This is a genomic window from Mycobacterium sp. 29Ha (assembly GCF_032883055.1).
Lineage (GTDB): Bacteria > Actinomycetota > Actinomycetes > Mycobacteriales > Mycobacteriaceae > Mycobacterium > Mycobacterium gallinarum.
This window is the reverse complement of the sequence record NZ_JAMQTI010000026.1, coordinates 16,495-34,957: the sequence shown is the minus strand read 5'-3', so window position 1 is coordinate 34,957 and position 18,463 is coordinate 16,495. Positions and strand designations below refer to the sequence as shown.

Genomic DNA, 18,463 nt, shown 5'->3' with positions numbered 1-18,463 from the left:
TAGGCGTCCTCGATCGAAAAGAGACATGGTGAGCAGGGCTGATGCGTGCTAGCGTCGACGTATGCGCTTGAAAGCAAAGACTCTCGTCGCCTCGGGCGGTTTGCTGCTGTCGATGGCCGCCGGCGCCGGAACGGCGTCTGCACAGGATTTGGCCCCGCTCCTCAACACCACCTGCACGTATCCGCAGGTGGTCGGGGCGCTCTCGGCTCAGAACCCAGCCGCTGCGGGCCAGTTGACCGCCTCACCCTCGACCGTCGCCATTCTCCAGCAGTACCTCGTCTCGGGTCCCACCGAGCGCCAGCAAATGCTCTCGCGGCTGCAGACGATGCCGGGCGCCGCACAGTACGTCGGCCTGCTGTTGGGCGTCGCAGCCACCTGCAACAGCTTCTGACTCGCGAGGCGCCGCCTACGCCGGCCCGGTGAGGTTGCCGTCGCGGATGTCCCTGCGGCACTCGATCCGGGTCTTGCCCGTTTCACCCACACACACCCGCACCTGTTCCTCGATCCCCGGCGGGTACACCTCGTCGGTCGGAGCCGGCGTGGCGGTCGGATTCGGTACCGGGCCTTGGTAAATCGACCATAGATGGTCACCGGTTGACGGCAGTCGCGAGCAGTACGCCTGCTGGCCGGTCGTAGCGACACCCGCCGAGCCCAGCGGATCGCAGTCCGCACCGATGCGCACCACCGGCACGACCGGGGCGCTCGTCGGAGCCGACGCTTCAGCGCTGGCCGGTGGACGTTGGGGCGCCGGCTCATCCCGATTCGCGATGGTCACCCCAACCGCGATCGCCGCGCCGCCGAGCACCGCGGCCACACCCGCTGCCAGCAGTCCGAGCCGCAACCTGCTCGACCCGCCGTTCTTGATGTGCTTGTTCTGCCGCCCCGACGCGGGGGCCGAAATCGTCTGATCGGTGGCTCCGATCTGCTGTGCCACCTCAGACAGGCCGTGAGCCATCGCCTCGGCGAAGTCGCTGCACGAGTCGAAGCGGTCGCTGGGCGCCTTGGCCAGCGCGCGCTGGAACGCGGGGCCCAATCCGGATAGTTCGGGGATGCGGTCGCCGATCGACGGCGGGCTGGCCGTGAGGTGATTGCTGATCACCACCGCCGGGTTGTCGTGCTGGAACAGCTGTTGGCCGGTGAGAAGGTGGAAGGCGGTCGCGGCAAGTGCGTACTGGTCGGCCCGGCCGTCGAGCGCGTGGCCCATCAGCTGTTCAGGCGCCGCGTAGGCCACGGTGCCGACGGTCATGTTGGTGGCCGTCAGATCGGAGGTATCCGCGTTCGAGCGTGCGATGCCGAAGTCCGCGAGCAGCGCGCGACTGAAGGTGGAGTTCGACTGGGCCAGAAGGATATTCGACGGCTTGACGTCTCGATGGAGCAGGTGCTGCTGGTGCGCGTAATCCAGCGCGTCGGCGACGCCCGACACGATCCGCACGACGTCCGCGGGCGGTAGCCCGCCGCCCTGGTGCTCGGCGAGCAGCCGCGCGGCGTCGGTGCCCTCGACGAAGTCCATCGTGATCCAGAATTGACCGTTGTACTCGCCGCGGTCGTGCACTCCGACGATGTTCGGGTGCCACAGACGCGCAACCAGGTCGGCCTCGCGGTTGAAGCGCTCGAGGTATTCGCGGTCGGTGGTCAGCTCGACCGGCAAGATCTTCAGAGCGTCGTATCGGGGCAGCCTCGGGTGCTGGACCAGATACACCTCGCCCATGCCGCCCGCGCCCAGTTGGCGCACGACGGTGTACCCTGCGAAAACGTCGCCTTCGGCTAGCGGCATGGCGCCACACCCCACATGGTGCCGCTATCGCCGTTTCGCGCCATCCGCAAACCTTCGCACGAACGCGCGACGCGGTTGCTGTGGGGGTTACTTCGACGCTGTGACCGGCATCGGAACGGGAGTGACGAGCCGGCCCGACTCCAGGAAGCTGTTCAGATTGCGCAGCGTGGGCTCCTCCATCGCCGCGCGGGTTCGCCGTCATTCAAGGCTCACTGGCGACGGCTGTTGTCCCACAGTCCTTCGGTTGCCGGCGACGAGTAGCTCACCGCGACAGATCAACTCGGTTCGGCGGTGGCCGATGCAGGTACGTGGCGCGCCACGGTTTCATCCAACGTTTCACGCAGGGCGCGGATTTCGGTGAGCAAGCGTTCGAGGTCGTCACGCTCGATGTGCAACACCTCGGCCCTACCGGTCGTCGTCACGGTCGCGTTGCGCAGTTTGCCGCGGCGAAGCGCGGATTCGCCGATGATCTCGCCCGGCCCAACGAGGGCGATGCGCTCGTGACCGACATACACGCCCGCTTCGCCACTGAGCAGGATGTAGCAGGCGTCCGACGGAGTGTGTTGGCGAATCAGCGGCCACGGCCCAGATGTCGAGGTGCGATGGGCGGCCTCGACGAGTTTCTTCAGGTCGTCGTCGGAAAACTTCTCGAACGTCGGAAACTCGCGCAGCCGGCGGGCACTCTCCTGCTGTTCCTGCTTGCGGGCCTCAGCGCTGGCGCGTTCGTACGAGCGATTGTCCATGGTCGTTCCCCGATCCGCGATGTGACCCCTGACGACGTGAGCCTATCCATCAAACGACACGGATGCGGCCATAATCCCTGCGATTTCGGAGCGAAATCGCAGTATTACCGCTGATCCGCGCCGTACTCCAGCGCCGGCTCCGCCGAATCCACACCGCCCCTGCTCAGAATGGTCAGCATGTCGGGCTGCACCTCGTAGCGGGCGCCGTCGGCGGGGTTGACCGCAGTGAATCCGCCGCCCGACGGAACCGCGTTGGACAGTTGCAGATTGGCACCGTCGCGCAGCCGCTCACCACGGTAGTAATAGGTGCCCGGCGCCGACTCACACACGACCGCAATGGAATTCGACGTTCTGATCGCCGCAGCAGGCGTGCTGCCCGCATCACAGCGCGCCGTACGGCCGACGAACCCCTGCGCGTCTGTGCCCGACACCCCCGAAATGGGTTCGGATCTGGCCGACGGCGACGTCGTGGTGGGAGTGGTGGTCGACGGCGACTCCTCGTCCGTCGGCGTGGTCGTGACCGTCGTCGTCGAGGGTGTCGGCAGCGCGAGCTTGGTCTGCGGTGCCGACCCGCCGTCGCGGTCGCCGAAAACCAGCACCGTCGCGAGCACCACCGCCACTGTGAACATCGCGATCGTCGCTGCCAGCAGCGCCACCTGCGTCGGGCTGAACCGCGACTTCTTGGCCGACGGGACGGGTGGCGGCACCGGACCGTGCGGCCGCTGGTAGCCCGTCCGCGCCGGGTTCGGGTCGAGCGCCGAGAACTGCCTGGTATTGCTCGGCGCGGGTGGCATCGGTGATGGCGCCGGCGTCGAATCCGTCATCGCCGCGGCAGCCGCTTTTGCCAGCTCACCGGCAGTCGGATACCTGTCGTTCGGCTGCTTCGCCATGCCCTTCGCGACGACGTCGTCGAACGCGCGGTTGATCCCCCTGCGCATGATGCTCGGCCGCGGGGGCGGCGAGAACATGTGCGCACCCATCATCTGCCGCACATCTCCCGCCTCGAACGGGGCGCGGCCGGTCAGACACTCGTAGAGCAGGCAGGTCAGCGAGTAGACGTCCGCGGCGGGCCCACCGCGGCCTCCGCTGAACCGCTCCGCCGCCATGTAGGCACACGACCCGATGACCAGCCCGGTGCTCGTCACGTTCGCCTCACCGCCGCCATGCGCAATGCCGAAGTCGACCAGATAGGCGAAGTCGTCGGACGTCAGCAACACGTTCTCCGGCTTGATGTCGCGGTGCACCAGACCGTTGCCGTGCGCCGCGTCCAGGGCAGCCGCAACCTGGCTGATGATCGACACCGCGCGGGTCGGCGGGAGCGCGCCCTTGACCCGCAACTCGTCCTTCAGGCTGGCGCCCTCGACGAGGCGCATGTCGATGTAGAGGACGCCGTCGATATCGCCGAAGTCGTGCACCGGGATGACATGCGGTTCCTGCAGCCGCGCGGCGACGCGGGACTCGCGGCGAAACCGCTGCTGAAAGCCCTGGTCTGCGGCTACCTCCGTACGCAGCAGCTTGATCGCCACCAGGCGTTCTCTGACCGTGTCGTAGGCGCGGTACACCTCGCCCATGCCGCCTTCGCCGATCAGCGCTTGAAGCTCATACGGGCCGAATTGCGTACCCACGCGAGTGCCGCCGTTCGGGGAACCCATATGAATCCTTCCGTTCTTCCGGTAAGCGTGTTTGCAGGTCGATCCGCTGCGTTCAAGCGAGTTCCCGCAGCGCGCTCTTCCTTAACCCGCTCCCCACAGCGGGCAGATTGTGGCACCATCATTGGGGCCACTGAAAACAAAGCAGCACAAGCGATTTGCTTCAGTAGCCGAGTCTACAAAGGGTCGAGGTGCATTGCGAACTGATGTCCGCCCACCTGCGATGACACCAGCCGGGTGGCGCACCCCCGCGTAGTACTCCACAAATTCAGAGGCATAACGTCGGCCGTGATGGGGAACACCTCCTTGTCGACGTTCGAGTCGGTACCCGTGCAAGATCTGTGACAGGAGCCGCGGTGGCTAGTTCAACTGAAAAATCCCAGGTGAGTACGCCTGACCCGAAATCCAAGTGGCTATCTGAGTCGGCGGCCCAGACCCGTGGTTCGGACAAGAAGGAAGTTCAGTTCCACTACGACATCTCGAACGACTTCTTCAAGCTGTGGCAGGACCCCACCCAGACCTATAGCTGCGCGTATTTCGAGCGCGACGACATGTCTCTCGAAGAAGCGCAGATGGCCAAGGTCGATCTTTCATTGGGAAAGTTGGGCCTTCAGCCCGGGATGACGCTGCTCGACATCGGCTGCGGCTGGGGTTCGACCATCATGCGGGCCGTCGACAAATACGACGTCAACGTCATCGGTCTGACGCTGTCGGAAAACCAGAAACAGCACATCGAGGACCACTGGTTCGCCAACTCCAAGAGCAAGCGCAACATGGAGGTCCGCCTGCAGCCGTGGGAGGACTTCGACGAGCCCGTCGACCGCATCGTGTCCATCGGGGCGTTCGAGCACTTCGGCTTCAACAAGTACGACGACTACTTCAAGAAGACGTTCAACTGCCTACCCGATGACGGCGTCATGCTGCTGCACACGATCATCATTCCCGAGGACGAGGAGATCAAGGCCAAGGGACTGCCGCTGACCATGTCGAACGTCCGCTTCATCAAGTTCATCATGGACGAGATCTACCCCGGCGGTCGTCTGCCCCTGGGGTCGATGGTCAAAAAGCACGCAGTCGGCGCCGGCTACACCGTGACACGCGAGCAACACCTGCAACCGCATTACGTCCGCACACTCGACACCTGGGCGGCAAATCTCGAGGCCAATAAAGACGAGGCCGTCGCGATCACGTCCGACGAGGTCTACGAGCGATTCATGAAGTACCTGACCGGCTGCGCCGACCTCTTCCGCAACGGCTACACCGATGTGTGTCAGTTCACTTGCGAGAAGGCTTGATTCGTTTCGGAATCAACTGAGTCTATTTAGTAGGGTCATCGACAATGACTGACATCGAGTCCGGACCAACCGATATGCGGCCTCACTTCGAAGAGATTCAGGCCCATTACGACCTCTCGGACGAGTTCTTCGGTCTCTTCCAAGATTCTTCGCGAACGTACAGTTGCGCGTTCTTCGAGCGTGACGACATGACGCTCGGCGAAGCGCAGTTAGCCAAAATCGATCTGGCACTTGGCAAGCTGGATCTACAGCCGGGCATGACGTTGCTCGATGTCGGCTGCGGCTGGGGTTCTGTCATGCAACGCGCCGTCGAGCGCTACGACGTCAACGTCGTCGGCCTGACCCTGAGCAAGAACCAGTACCGCTACTGCGGGCAGCTCTTCGAGACCCTCGACACCGATCGCAGCACCCGCGTCGAGCTACACGGCTGGGAGGAGTTCGACGAACCCGTCGATCGCATCGTCAGCATCGAGGCGTTCGAGGCCTTCCCCAAGGAGCGCTACGCGGCCTTCTTCGAGACGTGCTACCGCATCCTTCCCGAGGGTGGCCGGCTGGTACTGCAGACGATCATGGGCCATCCGCTCAAGCGCTGGCCCGACCTCGGCATTCCCATCGTCATGTCGGACCTGAAGTTCATGCGGTTCATCGCCAAGGAGATCTTCCCCGGTGGTTCCATCCCGTGCGACGAGGACATCATCGGGCTTTCCGGCAAGGCCGGTTTCTCGATGCACCACTTCGAGACCCTGAATCCGCACTACGTACGCACCCTGCGAACGTGGGCCGACAATCTCGAAGGCGCACACGACGAGGCCGTCGCCGCCACCTCCGAAGAAGTCTACGAGCGCTACATGAAATACCTGACCGGGTGCGCGGACTTCTTCGAGCGCGGCATCAGCGAACTCGGCCAATTCACCCTGATCAAGGGGTGACCGCGGTCAGTCGCTTGGCAATGGACTGACCGCCGTCAGGGCGCGCCGAAGGCCAGCACGACGTTGTTGCCGCCCAGCCCGAAGGAATTCGACACCGCGTACCGATAGTCGCCGGGCCGGGGCCGGTCCGCCACCACGTCAAGGTCGATCTCGGGATCGAGGGACTTCAGGTTGCGGGTCGCCGGAATGATGCCGTCGCGCAGCGCCTGCACCGTCAACACCGCCTCCACGGCGCCTGCGGCGCCCAACGAATGACCCAGCGCCGCCTTGGGCGCATATACCGCCGCCGAATGGTCGCCCAGCGCGCGCCGGATCGCGTGGGCCTCGGCAAGGTCGCCGAGTTTGGTGCCGGTCGCGTGTGCGTTGACGTGGTCGATGTCGGTCGCCGTGAGGCCGGCCAGTTGAATCGCCCGGCTGATCGCGTCGCCCGCCCGCTCACCGGTCGGGTCGGCGTCCACGACGTCGTAGCCGTCTGACGTGATGGCCGCGCCCATAAGTCGAGCGAGAATCGGAGCGCCTCGCGCCTTGGCGTGTTCTTCGGTTTCGATGAGCATCAGCGCAGCGCCCTCACCGAGCACCATGCCATCGCGGTCGGTGTCGAACGGGCGGCACGCACCCGCCGGGTCGTCGTCATTGGTCGACAACCACCCGAGGTTGTTGAATGCCGCGACCGGCACGGCTTCGATGCAGTTCTCGACGCCGCCGCAGATGGCGATATCGGCCTCGCCCAGGATGATGCCCTGCCAGGCTTCCGCGATGGCGGCCGCGCCCGAGGCGTCTGCCAGCACCGGCGACGTGATGCCCGCTCTGGCCTTGAAGTCCAGGCCGACCGAGGCGGCCGGCGCGTTAGGCATGTGCATCTGCACAGCCAACGGATTGGCCGCGCGCACGCCACGTTCCTTGAAGTCGTCGTAGAGCCTGATCATCGCCTCGGTGCTGGCGAGCGCAAGGCCGATCGAAACGAGGAGGCGACGGGTGTCGACTTCGGGGGATCCAGCGGTTTCCCACAGGCGTCGGCCGAGCACCCGCGACATCTTCTGCATATACGACAGTCGACGGAGCTCGACCCGGTCGAGGTACTGGTCGAACTCCTCTCGGAGTTCACCTCCGATGCGGACGGGAAAGTTGTATTCATCGACGAATGGCTTCTCGAGTCGGCGAATTCCGCTCTGCCCCTCCAGCAACTGCTGCCAGGTCTCTTCGGCGTTGGTCGCCAAGGCATTGCTCGACGCCAGCGCTGTGACGACGACATCGGGAAGTCCGTCGCCGGTGGTCCTACTCGCCATGGGTCACCAAAGTTCCTTCACTGCGCTAGCTGACCTGGTCGAGATTTCCCCAATGTACGACCGAATATGCGTCGGCGCAGCGACTTTTTGCACGCACCTGAATCCAACATTAGCGGCAACTGCCCTAGCGTTGAAACCCGTGCCCGAGATCGATCTCGACGCACTCTGGACAAGCGCGCACGGCTACACGGTCAACGACGAGGACGACGACGAGCCGGTCGTGGTACAACCGCGCCGGTGTCGAGAAGGTGATGGGGTTCTGCACCCCCGAGGAGCATACCGGATTCTCAAGGCAGGCAAGGATGTTCGAAGACATGCTCGTCAGCCGCCAAGCAGAGATTCTCGCGCGAAGTTCGACTACGACGACAAGGACGACGAAGTCGTCGGCGAACCGGACCCATTGCTCGTGGGGCGGGCTTTGGAGGACTGAGGGCTGCGCAGCCGACCAGCCCAGATCGCACTCTCGGCCCGCGCGACACTCATCACGGTGCGCGCGGTCTCCCACAGTTGACTCCCGCGATCCGCGTGCACGGCGGGCAGACCCGCTGCGCAGCGCATGACCATCGCGCCGAGATTCGCGGATGTCATATACGGCACCACAAGTAGATTCGCGCAGGTACCGCGTCCCTCGACCTTCATCAGGCGAGGACGCCGGGGACCCGGGCTGTCAACCGTCCTGGCACCGCTGATGATCGAGTCGAAATCGACCGGGCCCTCGGTGGGCGACCAGTTGATGGCGATGTCGACGATTTCCCCCAGCGGCGCATGCAGGAGCCCGATGAGTTCAGGAAGCTCCGCGCCAACCGAGGCGGTGTGCGGCCACCACGCCCCGTCGATGTCGGAGCCCAACTGGGGAGCGAGCAGAAGGCGAACGGGGCGGGCCAACCGGCGCGTCCCCGACAGGCCGTTCACGGCAAGGGCTTAGCGGAAGATGACTTCTTCTGGTCGCTGTCCGAGAAGGTGGGCATCGGAGTGGGCTCCGTGGAGCTCGCGCGCTTGTCGGCGACGTGTGGCTGGTGGGGGTGTGAAAACAGATCTGACGATTCCATAGAACACGTCCTTAAAACATACGGGTAAGAGCCCATACATACGAAGTGGGCGAACGGAGATACGTCCGCAGGCTGATCGCGAGAGCGACATCAGAAGAATGCTGAGGCGAAAGGCCTGACATCCAATTTACCCGATCATCGATCAAATCGGTGATTCGCCTTCACGCTCGACTGCAAAGTCCGTAGAAAGCGGTGTGGGCTGGCGGGTATGTACCCACCAGCCCACACGACCAAGATCAGGTTATACGGCGGACACACCGACTGCCTGGGGACCCTTGGTCCCCTGCTCGACGGTGAACTCAACACGCTGGTTCTCCTCGAGCGACTTGTATCCATTTCCCTGGATTTCGCTGAAGTGGACGAAAACGTCGTCCGCTCCGCCATCCGGAGCAATAAAGCCGAAGCCCTTATCGCTGTTGAACCACTTCACAGTTCCCTGCGTCATACTTTTCTACTTCTCTCATTGTGTAACGGATGTCGACAGACACCCGTCTAAAGCCTAGCACGCCCAGGGGCGAAGGCGTATTCGCCTGTGCGGTAATCCTTTTGGCGTTCGGCTCAATTGCGGGCGCAGATGGGCGGGACAGCATCGCCGACTTCTCCTGAGCAGCAACACTTCTGAACGAAACACCAGGGTTGCGTAGGACATCGATTGCGACACGGTCACGGAAAGGTATCCATCCGGGTAGCAATAGTCACAAAAATCCCACTGGTCACTATCGTCACATGAAGCCGCTTATGACGTCACCGCGACGTCGTGCCCTGAAAGGTGTGACATGTCGCCGCGTCATCTCATCGCATCGCTGTCAGCGGTATCGGCGACCGTTCTGACCGTGGCCATCGGCGTGGCACCGACCGCATTCGCCCAGCCCTGCAGCGGTGCGGCCGCGGCCATCCAGCCTCCCGCGTCATCCAACTCCGGCGAGACCCCGGACCTGCCGGGCGACGGTCGACCCCGGGGCCAGCGGCCTACCGGTGCCAATGAGGGCGCCGCGCTGCCGAGTCTGGGGCAGGTCCAAGGGGCCTCCCGATACGAACAGCAAGCCGCGGTGGTGCCCGATGCCGCCCAGCCTGTTCCCGATGCCAACCCGGTGGCGCCGCCGGCGCCTCCTCCGCCTCCGGCGCCACCGGGCACGTCACTCGTCGGCTGGGTGACCGGACCGGAAAGCCCGAACGACACCGTCAATCGCTTCGCCATCACCGGCACCGACCTGGGCATCATGTGGGATAACGGTGGCGGTGAGGTGCTGATGGCCTTCGGCGACACCTATGGGTACTGCGGTGTGCGCGGCCAGCAGTGGCGGTACAACGCCCTGTTCCGCAGCCGGGACGGCGTGCTGTCCAAGACGGTGTCGGCATCGAGTTCTCCCCTTTGGTCTCAAGGACTTTCGAAGCAGATCATCAACAGCATCAAGTTCTCACCGACCGAGAAGGGCATCATCCCGACCGCGGGTATCGCAGTCGGCGGCAAGCAGTACCTGAACTTCATGTCGATCAAGAATTGGGACAGCGACGGTCGCTGGACGACGAACTTCTCGGCGATCGCGGTCTCACCGGACAACGGCGAGCACTGGGGCGTCTATCCGGACTCCGTGCGCCCGGCGTCGCCGAACAGCACCGACCGGGTCCAGTACGTCGCGGGCAACGAGAACTTCCAGCAGGGCGCCTTCCTCACGCCGGGGCCCGGTGATCCATACCTCTACTCGTTCGGCACCCCGGCTGGGCGCGGTGGTGCGGCGTACATGTCGCGGGTGCTGCCGCAGAGCGTGCCCGACCTTCGCAGGTACGAGTACTGGAGTTCGGCCTCCAACTCGTGGGTGCCGGGCAACCCCGGGGCGGCGACGCCGGTGATCCCCGGACCCGTCAGCGAGATGTCGGCGCAGTTCAACAAGCATCTGGGGCAGTACCTGGTGCTGTACGGCAACGGCGCCAACGACATGGTGATGAGGACCGCGCCCGCACCGCAGGGGCCGTGGAGCCCAGAGCGGGTGCTGGTTCCGTCGATGCAGTTCCCCGGCGGCATTTACGCGCCCTTCCTGCATCCGTGGTCGACCGGCCGCGAGCTGTACTACAACGTGTCGCTGTGGTCGGCATACAACGTCATGCTGATGAGAACCGTTCTGCCATAAAGGCTCTGTGTCGGGCCGACCCGCGCGTCGCGGTCTGGAGGCAGTATTGGCTTGCAGCGCGTCATCAAATGATGACGCCGCGCAACCGGCATCTGCACGACGAGGCGTGGATGAGAACTCCGCCGTATCAGTTGGGGCGGTTCTTGCGTCCCTAGCAAGGGATGAAATCTGGCCTGGTCGTGTAGTCCAATATCTTTGCGTAAGCTCCGCCGCCTGCCGCGCGAGCCTCTGCACATGCATCGTGCTGCGCCGGGCGATACACGGCGTAAATCGCATCACCCTTGTCATCGGTCCGACGCAGGGATGGACACGTTTGATCGGTGCGTAGGTAAGAGGCACCCGGATGGAGATTCAACAGTCGCTGTACGCCAGACGCATACTCACCAGGCGTTGTGACGCTTCCCAGAACCACGATCCACTGGCCGTTGCACGCGGGTTTACTTATCGGCGTGCTCAATCCGAGGTCACCCGGTGGCGGGCTCGACGGGCGACGAGTAGGTGGCGGCACAGAGTGAGTGACAGTCGACGTTTGTGTGACCGTCTCTGGTTGAGGCGATCGGTCCGTCGTCTCGCGGGGCCATGTCGGCTCAGGCGGTGACGCAGTCGGTGTTGTCTCAGGCGCGGAGGGTGGCTGCGCCAAACGTGCACCAACGAAGGCGACGAGGCCGACGGCTACGAGCGCGGCGATACCAATTCCGATCATCGCGGCGGTGCGGGAGGTCGAAGTGGTTCGAGCAGTCGAGGCGGCGCCTGAGTCGGTACGCACCGCGGGCTGCGGATACTCAGCGGCGCGTGGCGGCGGTGGCACAAGCGGCGGAGGCGCGAACGGTGGCGTTGGCATCGGGGGTGGCGTTGCATATTGTGTGTCGGCAATCGATGCGTCATAGGCCATCTCGTCACCGTGCGCGAGGGCTGTCGCGAATTCACGGCAGGTGTCGAAACGCTGGTACGGCTCCTTGGCCATAGCCTGGGTCAACGCGCGGTCCATCCACCCGAGGTCCGCACGCAGGTTTCCCAACCGCGGCGGAGGCGCCGACAGGTGGCTACCGATCACCGCAGCTGGATTGGAGCTGGCATACGGCTGCTGACCCGTCAGAAGATGAAATGCCGTGCAAGCCAGTGCATATTGATCTGCGCGACCATCGAGCTTGCCGCCCGAAAGCTGTTCGGGCGCAGCGTACGCGAACGACCCCACAGCCATGTTCGTCGCCGTTATTCCTTGTGTGTCATTGGCGGCCTTCGCGATTCCAAAGTCTGCCAATAGAATCCGTCGATCACCCGTACGGGAGTCTGTGAGGAGGGTGTTCGCCGGCTTCACATCTCGGTGAAGCAGGTAGCGCTCATGGGCATAGTCGAGCGCGTCGGCAATCGCAGACACGATCTCCAACACATCTTTCGGAGGCATCCCATGCGGATACCGGTCACGCAGCAATTGTGCTGCGTCCGTTCCATCGACGTAGTCCATCGCAATCCACAGCTGCCCGTCGTGTTCTCCCCTGTCGTGGACAGCGACGATGTGCGGATGCCAGAGCGATGCGGCAATGTCGGCTTCACGAGCGAAGCGGTAGCGGAAATGCGGGTCGGCGCTGACGTCTTCCGGAAGGATCTTGAGCGCCTCCAGACGCGGCAACCGCGGATGTTTCACGAGGTAGACCTCGCCCATTCCGCCCCGACCCAGTAATCGGACGATGGTGTATCCAGCAAAGTTCGCACCATCGGCAATGGGCATGCGCAGATCTTACAAAGATCGATGGCGCCGACAGGCAGATTAGACAGGAAGGTTTGCATTCAGAAAAGGCAACTACACCGCAATCGATGCCGCTAGTTACGTATGGTGTTGATCATGGACGCTGCGCCGCCCGACCGGTCCGATGGCGGTCAAGATCTCAGCCGTCGGCGCTTGCTCTGGCTGGGCGGCACCGGCCTGGTGGCAACCGTGGGCGGCTGCGCGATCTGGGACCATCCGACTCCCCCGTCCTCCAGTACCGTCCCGCCGGCAAACCCGGCGGCAAACTCTTTGTCCGTGTCGGCTCCGGCGGCCCCACCGCCGGCGCCCATCACTTCCGCAGCACCGGCGGTCAACCCGGCCTCGCGTGAGGTCCTGTGCCGCGAATCCTGGGGCGCAGCCGCGCCCAGGCCCGGGGGCAGGCCTCACACACCGGTTCGGATGACGATCCACCACACTGCGGCGTTCCTCGGGCCAAACAACAATGCACCGGCCCGACTACGGCAGCATCAGCACTATCACCAAGACACGCAAGGCTGGATCGACATCGCGTATCACATCAGCGTCGACCGCAACGGAAACATCTACCAGCTTCGAGATCCATGGCTCGCGGGCGATACGGCGACAAGCTACGACACCACCGGGCACTTCCTGGTCGTTTGCGAAGGCAACTTTGACGAGGAACAGGTTTCGGAGGCTCAATTGAATGGTGCGGCCCTCGCATTCGCCTGGGCTGCACAAGAATTCGGTATTTCAAGCGACACCCTTGCAGGCCACCGGGATGCCAGTCCCGATACGGCGTGCCCGGGTTCGAGCCTCTACGAACATGTGACGTCCGGTGATCTCAAGGACCGCATCGACAGTCTCGTCAATTCCGGTCCGGTGACCTTGCCGAACATTTGTGGCCCGCAAGCATCGCAACAGGTCGCCGATATCGAAGCCGGCCTCCGCTGACGGCTTCGCGCCGCACAATCCACTTGTGTTCTACGTGCCATTGCACCGAGGCCATACTCCGTTGCAACTTCCTGTCCGCGTTTTAAACTCCCTAGCGCGGTCCGTCGACCTCGTAGGTGCCGAGGTCGTCCTGGAAGACCACCTGCACCGTGCGCTTCGCGCCCTTGATGGTCACGTCGCAGGAGAAGCCCGCGCCGACTTCGACCTTCGGATTCTTGCCACCGTTGCACTTCACAGCCGACACGTCGTTCGCGCCGTAGCCGTTGATCGGATTGCTGAGAATCTCCGTCACACCGGCTTCGGCAGCGCCGACGTCGAGAACCGTTCCGCCGCCGAGGAATCCGGAGATCCAAAGTCCCCCGATCAATGCCGCGCCGCCGATGACGACGACCGCGGCGACCGCGCCGGCGATCATCGGGAGTCGCGACTGTCGAGGCTTCGCCGGCGGCGGTTGATGTGCAGCGGGCTGCTGGCCGTACTGCTGCGCCGGCGTCTCCGCGGGTGTCCACTGTGGAGTCGGACGGGCCGCGGGCGGCCAACCGGGTTGCTGCTGCGGCGGGTAGTGCGGAGGCGGCTGCTGCGGAGGCGGCGGGTACTGAGGCCGCTGCGGCGCCGGGTATTGGGGCCGCTGCGGCGGGTACTGGGGGCGCTGCGGCGGTGGGGTTGCCGGCCCGCCGGGCTGCGGAGCACCGCCAGGGCGCTGCCACCACGGTTGTCCGGGTGGCTGTCCGGAGCCTCCGTCGGGTGGGCGCGTCATGTGAACCGCTCGAAACACTCGTCGATGCGGCTGGAAAGCCCCAACCGATAGGCCAAAATCCGGGAGAAGCCCGCCGGTGCCGGAACCCCGTTGACATCGCTGGCGGCCAGTCCGTTGGCCAGTAACCCCGCCACCGCCTCGTCGGTGTCTCCCGGCGACAGGATGAAGTCGGCGCCGTCCTCTTCGGTCATCTGCCCCTGCGCCACGCCGGTCAGACAGGCCGTGCGCAGCGCCGCGACGGGTGTGTCGATTTTCGCGCCACGCTCCTTCTGTATCGCGAGCGCATAGCGCGACGTCACTATCGACAACGCGGAGTTGTCGCCTTGCACCAACACCTCGTCGCTCTCCTCGTTCTTGGTCGCTCCCGCCGCTTGCAGCGCGGGCATGTCCACGAAGATCTTGTTGGAGTCCGGGCAGTAGGAGGTCGGTTCGGTGATCGTGGCACCCGTGCATTCGGACCGGTCGGTGGTCAATGTCGGAGCCTCGGCCGGCTGAAAAGTCGTGTCCAGCACGGCCATCAGCTTCGCGAGGGTGTCGTCGTTGATCGGGCTGTCCAGCGAGGTGCCGGAGTCGAAGGTGACGTGTTCGGGCAGATCACCCTGACGCTTGGTGATCTCGTCCATGTCGATCGCCGCGCATTGGTCCGCACCACCTGTGAAACCCAACTGAAAAGCACTGACGCGGTCGAGTGCCGAGCCGTGTGGGTCGTCGGACGGTCCGCCTTCCAAGCGGTCGCGGATGTAGATGACCCCGGCGAGCACGTGGTTGAGACCGTCGCCGGTGCTCAGCGTGAACCGCGGCGAATCTCCGGCGGCCACCCAATGCAGGTACACCCCGGCGAAGCAGTCGGCTTGCTGTTCTCTGACCAGGCCGGGGGTGTCCATGTCGGCGATCCCGGCCATCCATTGCAGCGCGTGCCCGTACTCGTGGGCGATCACGCCGACGACGCCCATGTCACCGAAATACTCCTGCGCGACGGGCAGGAACACTCCGCGGTCCCAGATCATCGTGTTGAGCCGGAAGCAGAACGCGGCGTTGGGGCTGTCGTACATCGACGAGCCACACAGCTCCGGACTGTTCGGATCCGTCGAATCGTAGGACGCCAGGGTGTCCACCGGTTCGAACTGACCCGCCAGATACTTCTCGTAGTTATCGGCCCAGAAGTCCTGAATATCGTTGACCGCCAACAGCGCCAGTCGATCCATCGGGCCGTCGTCGGAGTACTCCACGGTGCCCTCGGGCGCAGGCGCATTCGGACGCGGACCGCTGGGCCCCTCGCTGACCGGCAGGCCGCCGACGCGCTCGGGGTTGAACAGCATGGACGTCGCCCGGCCGTCGATCACAGTAGGTGTGCACGCCGTCAACAGCACCGCGCAGACGACGACCGGCACCAGGCGGGCGAAGCCCCTGCGCACCGTCGCGCCCGCGCCGTGCCGCATCACCCGCACCACGTCGTTCACTTGCAGTTACCCCTGTCAGTGCAGTCTTCCCGCCCAACTTTGCCGCTTCCGCTGGACTTCAGCAGGAAGATTATGCGAAGAATCCCGCGCGCGACGGATACTGCGTGGTGGAGGAGGTGAGATCCAGGTGGATTCTCCGAACTCGCGCGTCGGCCAGATGTTCGGCCACTACCGGCTCACCGGCCTGCTCGGACGAGGTGGCATGGGCGAGGTGTACCGGGCCGACGATACGAAGAAGGGCCGTACCGTCGCGCTGAAAATCCTCGCCGAACAGTTCTGGCAGGACGAAAAGTTCAGGACCCGCTTCCAGCGTGAGTCGCGGGCGGCCGCCGTTCTTCAAGAACCGCACGTCATTCCGATCCATGACTGGGGTGAGATCGACGGGCACCCGTACATCGACATGCGACTCGTCGAGGGCCAGACCCTGCAGGAGCTACTGAGCGCCGGACCGCTGAAACCCGCCCGAGCGTCGTTCATCATCGGAGGGGTCGCCGCCGCCCTGGATGCCGCGCACGCCGCCGGCCTGATTCACCGCGACGTGAAACCGCAGAACGTCATCGTCACACCGTCGGACTTCCCCTACCTGGTCGACTTCGGCATCGCCGAAGCCAAGGGCGAGAGCGGCTTGACGAACACCGGCATGCAGATCGGCACGTGGACCTACATGGCTCCGGAACGATTCCGCGATCGCGAAGCCACTCCCGCGGTCGACGTGTACGCGCTCGCCTGCGTGCTGTTCGAATGCCTGACGGGCGAACCGCCCTTCCAGTCGAACAGCATCGAGCAGATCATGACGTCGCACCTGTTCATGCCGCCACCACAGCCCAGCCAGGCCAATCGGGCCCTGTCACCGGCATTCGACGACGTCGTCGCGCGCGGCATGGCCAAAGAACCCGACGACCGCTACGGAAGCTGCGGAGCGCTGGGCCGGGCGACACAGCGCGCCGTCGAATCGGACACCGCGATCAGGCCCGCCCCGGATCCCGGTCCCACGATGCCGGTGCCGACACAGCAGGCCTGGAACCGTCCGCGGACGGCCCCGGGCTTCGGCGATCCGACCATGCACCGGCCGACCAACGTCGCCCCACCGCAGCCGTCGTACAACACGCCGCCGCCGTCGTACCCTCCACCGCCCGCCCCCAGCGCGCCGCGACCGGCCGCCAGTTCCCCACCTCCGAAGGCAGCGTCACGCAAGTGGTTGATGCCCGCCGCCATCGCGGGCGTCGCGGTGCTGGTGTTGGGCGGCATCGGGATCGCAATCGGCGTGCTGACCAACGACGATTCCAAGCCCGTCCCCACGGCGCAGCCCGATCCTTCGGATCCCCCTGTCCAGCGGCCCGGCACCGATACCGATACGAAATCCCCGGACCCGACGCCTACCGCGAATCCGCTGTCGGTGGGTTCGCCTCCGCCACCGCCACTGGTCGGCAAGGACACCAGCGCCAACCCGACGAGCTGCACCGGCGACTACGCGCTGCCCGGCCGCAACGATCCCGGCACGCACGCACGCCGGGGCTCGGCCGACACCTCGTGTTTCTTCACCGACAGCGTTCTGCGTTCGTATTGGCAGAAGTACGGTGACGCCAGCCGTGACCTGCGGGAGGTGTCGGCGCCCGGTGCCGTCGATTGTGTTCCCGGCAACGGATTCCGCTGTGACGGGGCAAATTTCGTGATGGAGTGCCGAGCGCGTCCAGGCAACGCCTACATCACCTGCACCGGCGGCAGGGACGCCGTCGTCTATCTCTACTGAGGACAGTTACCCGCGGGCAGCAGGTCGGCGTGGTCGGCAAGCCAGGTCGCAATCTGCGTCAAAGCCGCTGTCCCGTCGTCGAATGCGCCCGACCTTGGTTCGACGGCCACCGCGACGACCGCCAACCCGTCCCCTACGGGGATGACCCCGAACTGGCGGACAAGGTAGTTGCCCTCCGGCGAAGGACCCCAGCCACCTTTCAATTTCGCGCCCAGGAGCGTGCCAAGGCCCCAGCGCTGGTCGGACTCGACCTGCCCCATCAAATCCATGATCGGCTGGTCACGGGAGTCGCACGCTGCTGACGACAGAAACGTAGCCTGATCGGCGAGCGACCACGTCGTCTGCCCGAATGCGGTGAACTCCGGCCTGACCTTTCGGGATTCGACGGCGGTCGGTGCGCCGGCGTCGGCGAGCACCGCTTCCACCTTCTTGGCCGCCTCGGGCGGATCACCCAGGCTCGCCCAGATCGATTCGGCCGCATCGTTATCCGATTGGGTGATCGCGGCCCGCATCGCCTCGGTGACCTGGTCGGTCTCCCGCAGGCCCGCGATGGCCAGCGGCACCTTGATGGTTGACCATGCCGTCCCGGTGCTCCATTCGCCTGCCGTCACCGGCGCCGGTCCCGCGCCCACCGGTCGGACGACAATGCCCACGCTGGCATTGAGTTGGGCCGCGAGAGAGTCGAACTCGGTGGCGAAGGGCCCGCCGTCGACGGGCGGCGGAATGCCGGGTGTCGCGGGCGACGACGGCGCCTGGGTAAGGGGTGGCGGCGCACTGCTGCTCTGCGACGACTTCGGCTCCGCCGAGATGTTGCGGCCGATGACGATGCCGCCCCCGACGATACCGACGGCTGCCAGGACGGCGACGAGCACGACCAGAGATCGGCGGGGGCGATTCTGTTTCGAGCGGGTGTCTCTGGGACCCGGCATCGGTCGGCTGTTGGTCGTGGTGGCCATCTCCCC

17 protein-coding genes and 1 pseudogene are annotated in these 18,463 nt (G+C 64.9%); 7 read left to right on the top strand and 11 right to left on the bottom strand.

Annotation, left to right across the window (positions count from 1 at the left end; translation table 11 throughout):
* Positions 1–61 precede the first annotated feature (61 nt).
* Entirely contained in the window at positions 62–391 is a 330-nt protein-coding gene (locus M1248_RS26705; RefSeq protein WP_163734921.1) for a hemophore-related protein, read from the top strand.
* Between the two features lie 15 nt (positions 392–406).
* Here the strand turns inward: M1248_RS26705 and M1248_RS26700 are convergent, their stop codons facing one another.
* The 3 genes from M1248_RS26700 to M1248_RS26690 form a co-directional block, all read right to left on the bottom strand.
* Positions 407–1,774 carry a serine/threonine-protein kinase gene (locus M1248_RS26700; RefSeq protein ID WP_163734917.1) on the bottom strand — a complete coding sequence of 456 codons (1,368 nt, stop codon included), beginning with the start codon at positions 1,772–1,774 and terminating at the stop codon, positions 407–409.
* A gap of 275 nt (positions 1,775–2,049) precedes the next feature.
* The gene (locus M1248_RS26695) at positions 2,050–2,517 is read right to left on the bottom strand and encodes a cyclic nucleotide-binding domain-containing protein (RefSeq protein WP_163734912.1); all 468 of its coding nucleotides are present in this window, start codon (positions 2,515–2,517) and stop codon (positions 2,050–2,052) included.
* 104 nt (positions 2,518–2,621) lie between these two features.
* On the bottom strand, positions 2,622–4,169 hold the full coding sequence (locus tag M1248_RS26690) for a serine/threonine-protein kinase (protein ID WP_163734910.1): 1,548 nt from the start codon (positions 4,167–4,169) through the stop codon (positions 2,622–2,624).
* 380 nt (positions 4,170–4,549) lie between these two features.
* Between M1248_RS26690 and M1248_RS26685 the strand changes: the two genes are divergently transcribed.
* Together M1248_RS26685 and M1248_RS26680 are read left to right on the top strand one after the other, a co-directional pair.
* Positions 4,550–5,461: a cyclopropane mycolic acid synthase family methyltransferase gene (locus M1248_RS26685; RefSeq protein ID WP_410506732.1), complete on the top strand. Its 912-nt coding sequence runs from the start codon at positions 4,550–4,552 to the stop codon at positions 5,459–5,461.
* Positions 5,462–5,505: 44 nt separating this feature from the next.
* A complete protein-coding gene (locus M1248_RS26680; RefSeq protein ID WP_317150221.1) occupies positions 5,506–6,390 on the top strand; it encodes a cyclopropane mycolic acid synthase family methyltransferase in 885 nt (294 codons plus the stop codon).
* A 35-nt stretch (positions 6,391–6,425) separates the two neighbouring features.
* Here the strand turns inward: M1248_RS26680 and M1248_RS26675 are convergent, their stop codons facing one another.
* Positions 6,426–7,676, bottom strand: coding sequence for a KasA/KasB family beta-ketoacyl-ACP synthase (locus M1248_RS26675; protein ID WP_163734901.1), 1,251 nt, complete (start codon positions 7,674–7,676; stop codon positions 6,426–6,428).
* A gap of 124 nt (positions 7,677–7,800) precedes the next feature.
* Entirely contained in the window at positions 7,801–7,941 is a 141-nt protein-coding gene (locus M1248_RS26670) for a hypothetical protein (protein ID WP_317150220.1), read from the bottom strand.
* Between M1248_RS26670 and M1248_RS26665 the strand changes: the two are divergent.
* Positions 7,892–8,106 (top strand): annotated as a pseudogene (locus tag M1248_RS26665) (hypothetical protein); the annotation flags it as partial. The gene M1248_RS26670 and the pseudogene M1248_RS26665 sit on opposite strands and share 50 nt — an antisense overlap.
* On the opposite strand, the gene M1248_RS26660 reads toward M1248_RS26665, so the two are convergent.
* Complete coding sequence (locus M1248_RS26660) at positions 8,034–8,588, bottom strand: DUF5994 family protein (protein ID WP_163734898.1); 555 nt, start codon at positions 8,586–8,588, stop codon at positions 8,034–8,036. The pseudogene M1248_RS26665 and the gene M1248_RS26660 overlap by 73 nt on opposite strands.
* 378 nt (positions 8,589–8,966) lie before the next feature.
* On the bottom strand, positions 8,967–9,170 hold the full coding sequence (locus tag M1248_RS26655) for a cold-shock protein (protein ID WP_083128005.1): 204 nt from the start codon (positions 9,168–9,170) through the stop codon (positions 8,967–8,969).
* A 331-nt stretch (positions 9,171–9,501) separates the two neighbouring features.
* Between M1248_RS26655 and M1248_RS26650 the strand changes: the two genes are divergently transcribed.
* Positions 9,502–10,854 carry a DUF4185 domain-containing protein gene (locus M1248_RS26650; RefSeq protein ID WP_163734895.1) on the top strand — a complete coding sequence of 451 codons (1,353 nt, stop codon included), beginning with the start codon at positions 9,502–9,504 and terminating at the stop codon, positions 10,852–10,854.
* Between the two features lie 151 nt (positions 10,855–11,005).
* On the opposite strand, the gene M1248_RS26645 is transcribed toward M1248_RS26650, so the two are convergent.
* Positions 11,006–12,583 carry a serine/threonine-protein kinase gene (locus M1248_RS26645; RefSeq protein ID WP_317150219.1) on the bottom strand — a complete coding sequence of 526 codons (1,578 nt, stop codon included), beginning with the start codon at positions 12,581–12,583 and terminating at the stop codon, positions 11,006–11,008.
* A gap of 114 nt (positions 12,584–12,697) precedes the next feature.
* On the opposite strand from M1248_RS26645, the gene M1248_RS26640 reads away from it, so the two are divergent.
* Positions 12,698–13,534: a peptidoglycan recognition family protein gene (locus M1248_RS26640; protein WP_317150218.1), complete on the top strand. Its 837-nt coding sequence runs from the start codon at positions 12,698–12,700 to the stop codon at positions 13,532–13,534.
* A gap of 91 nt (positions 13,535–13,625) precedes the next feature.
* Here the strand turns inward: M1248_RS26640 and M1248_RS26635 are convergent, their stop codons facing one another.
* Both M1248_RS26635 and M1248_RS26630 read right to left on the bottom strand, forming a co-directional pair.
* Positions 13,626–14,291 (bottom strand): DUF4333 domain-containing protein, encoded by a 666-nt coding sequence (locus M1248_RS26635; RefSeq protein WP_317150217.1) that lies wholly within the window; start codon positions 14,289–14,291, stop codon positions 13,626–13,628.
* Entirely contained in the window at positions 14,288–15,730 is a 1,443-nt protein-coding gene (locus M1248_RS26630) for a peptidase (RefSeq protein ID WP_317150267.1), read from the bottom strand. The genes M1248_RS26635 and M1248_RS26630 overlap by 4 nt, the downstream gene beginning before the upstream one ends.
* A gap of 178 nt (positions 15,731–15,908) precedes the next feature.
* Here M1248_RS26630 and M1248_RS26625 point away from each other — a divergent pair, with 178 nt between their 5' ends.
* Positions 15,909–17,501, top strand: coding sequence for a serine/threonine protein kinase (locus M1248_RS26625; RefSeq protein WP_317150266.1), 1,593 nt, complete (start codon positions 15,909–15,911; stop codon positions 17,499–17,501).
* Here the strand turns inward: M1248_RS26625 and M1248_RS26620 are convergent.
* Entirely contained in the window at positions 17,495–18,457 is a 963-nt protein-coding gene (locus M1248_RS26620; protein WP_317150216.1) for a hypothetical protein, read from the bottom strand. The genes M1248_RS26625 and M1248_RS26620 overlap by 7 nt on opposite strands.
* Positions 18,458–18,463: the final 6 nt, after the last annotated feature.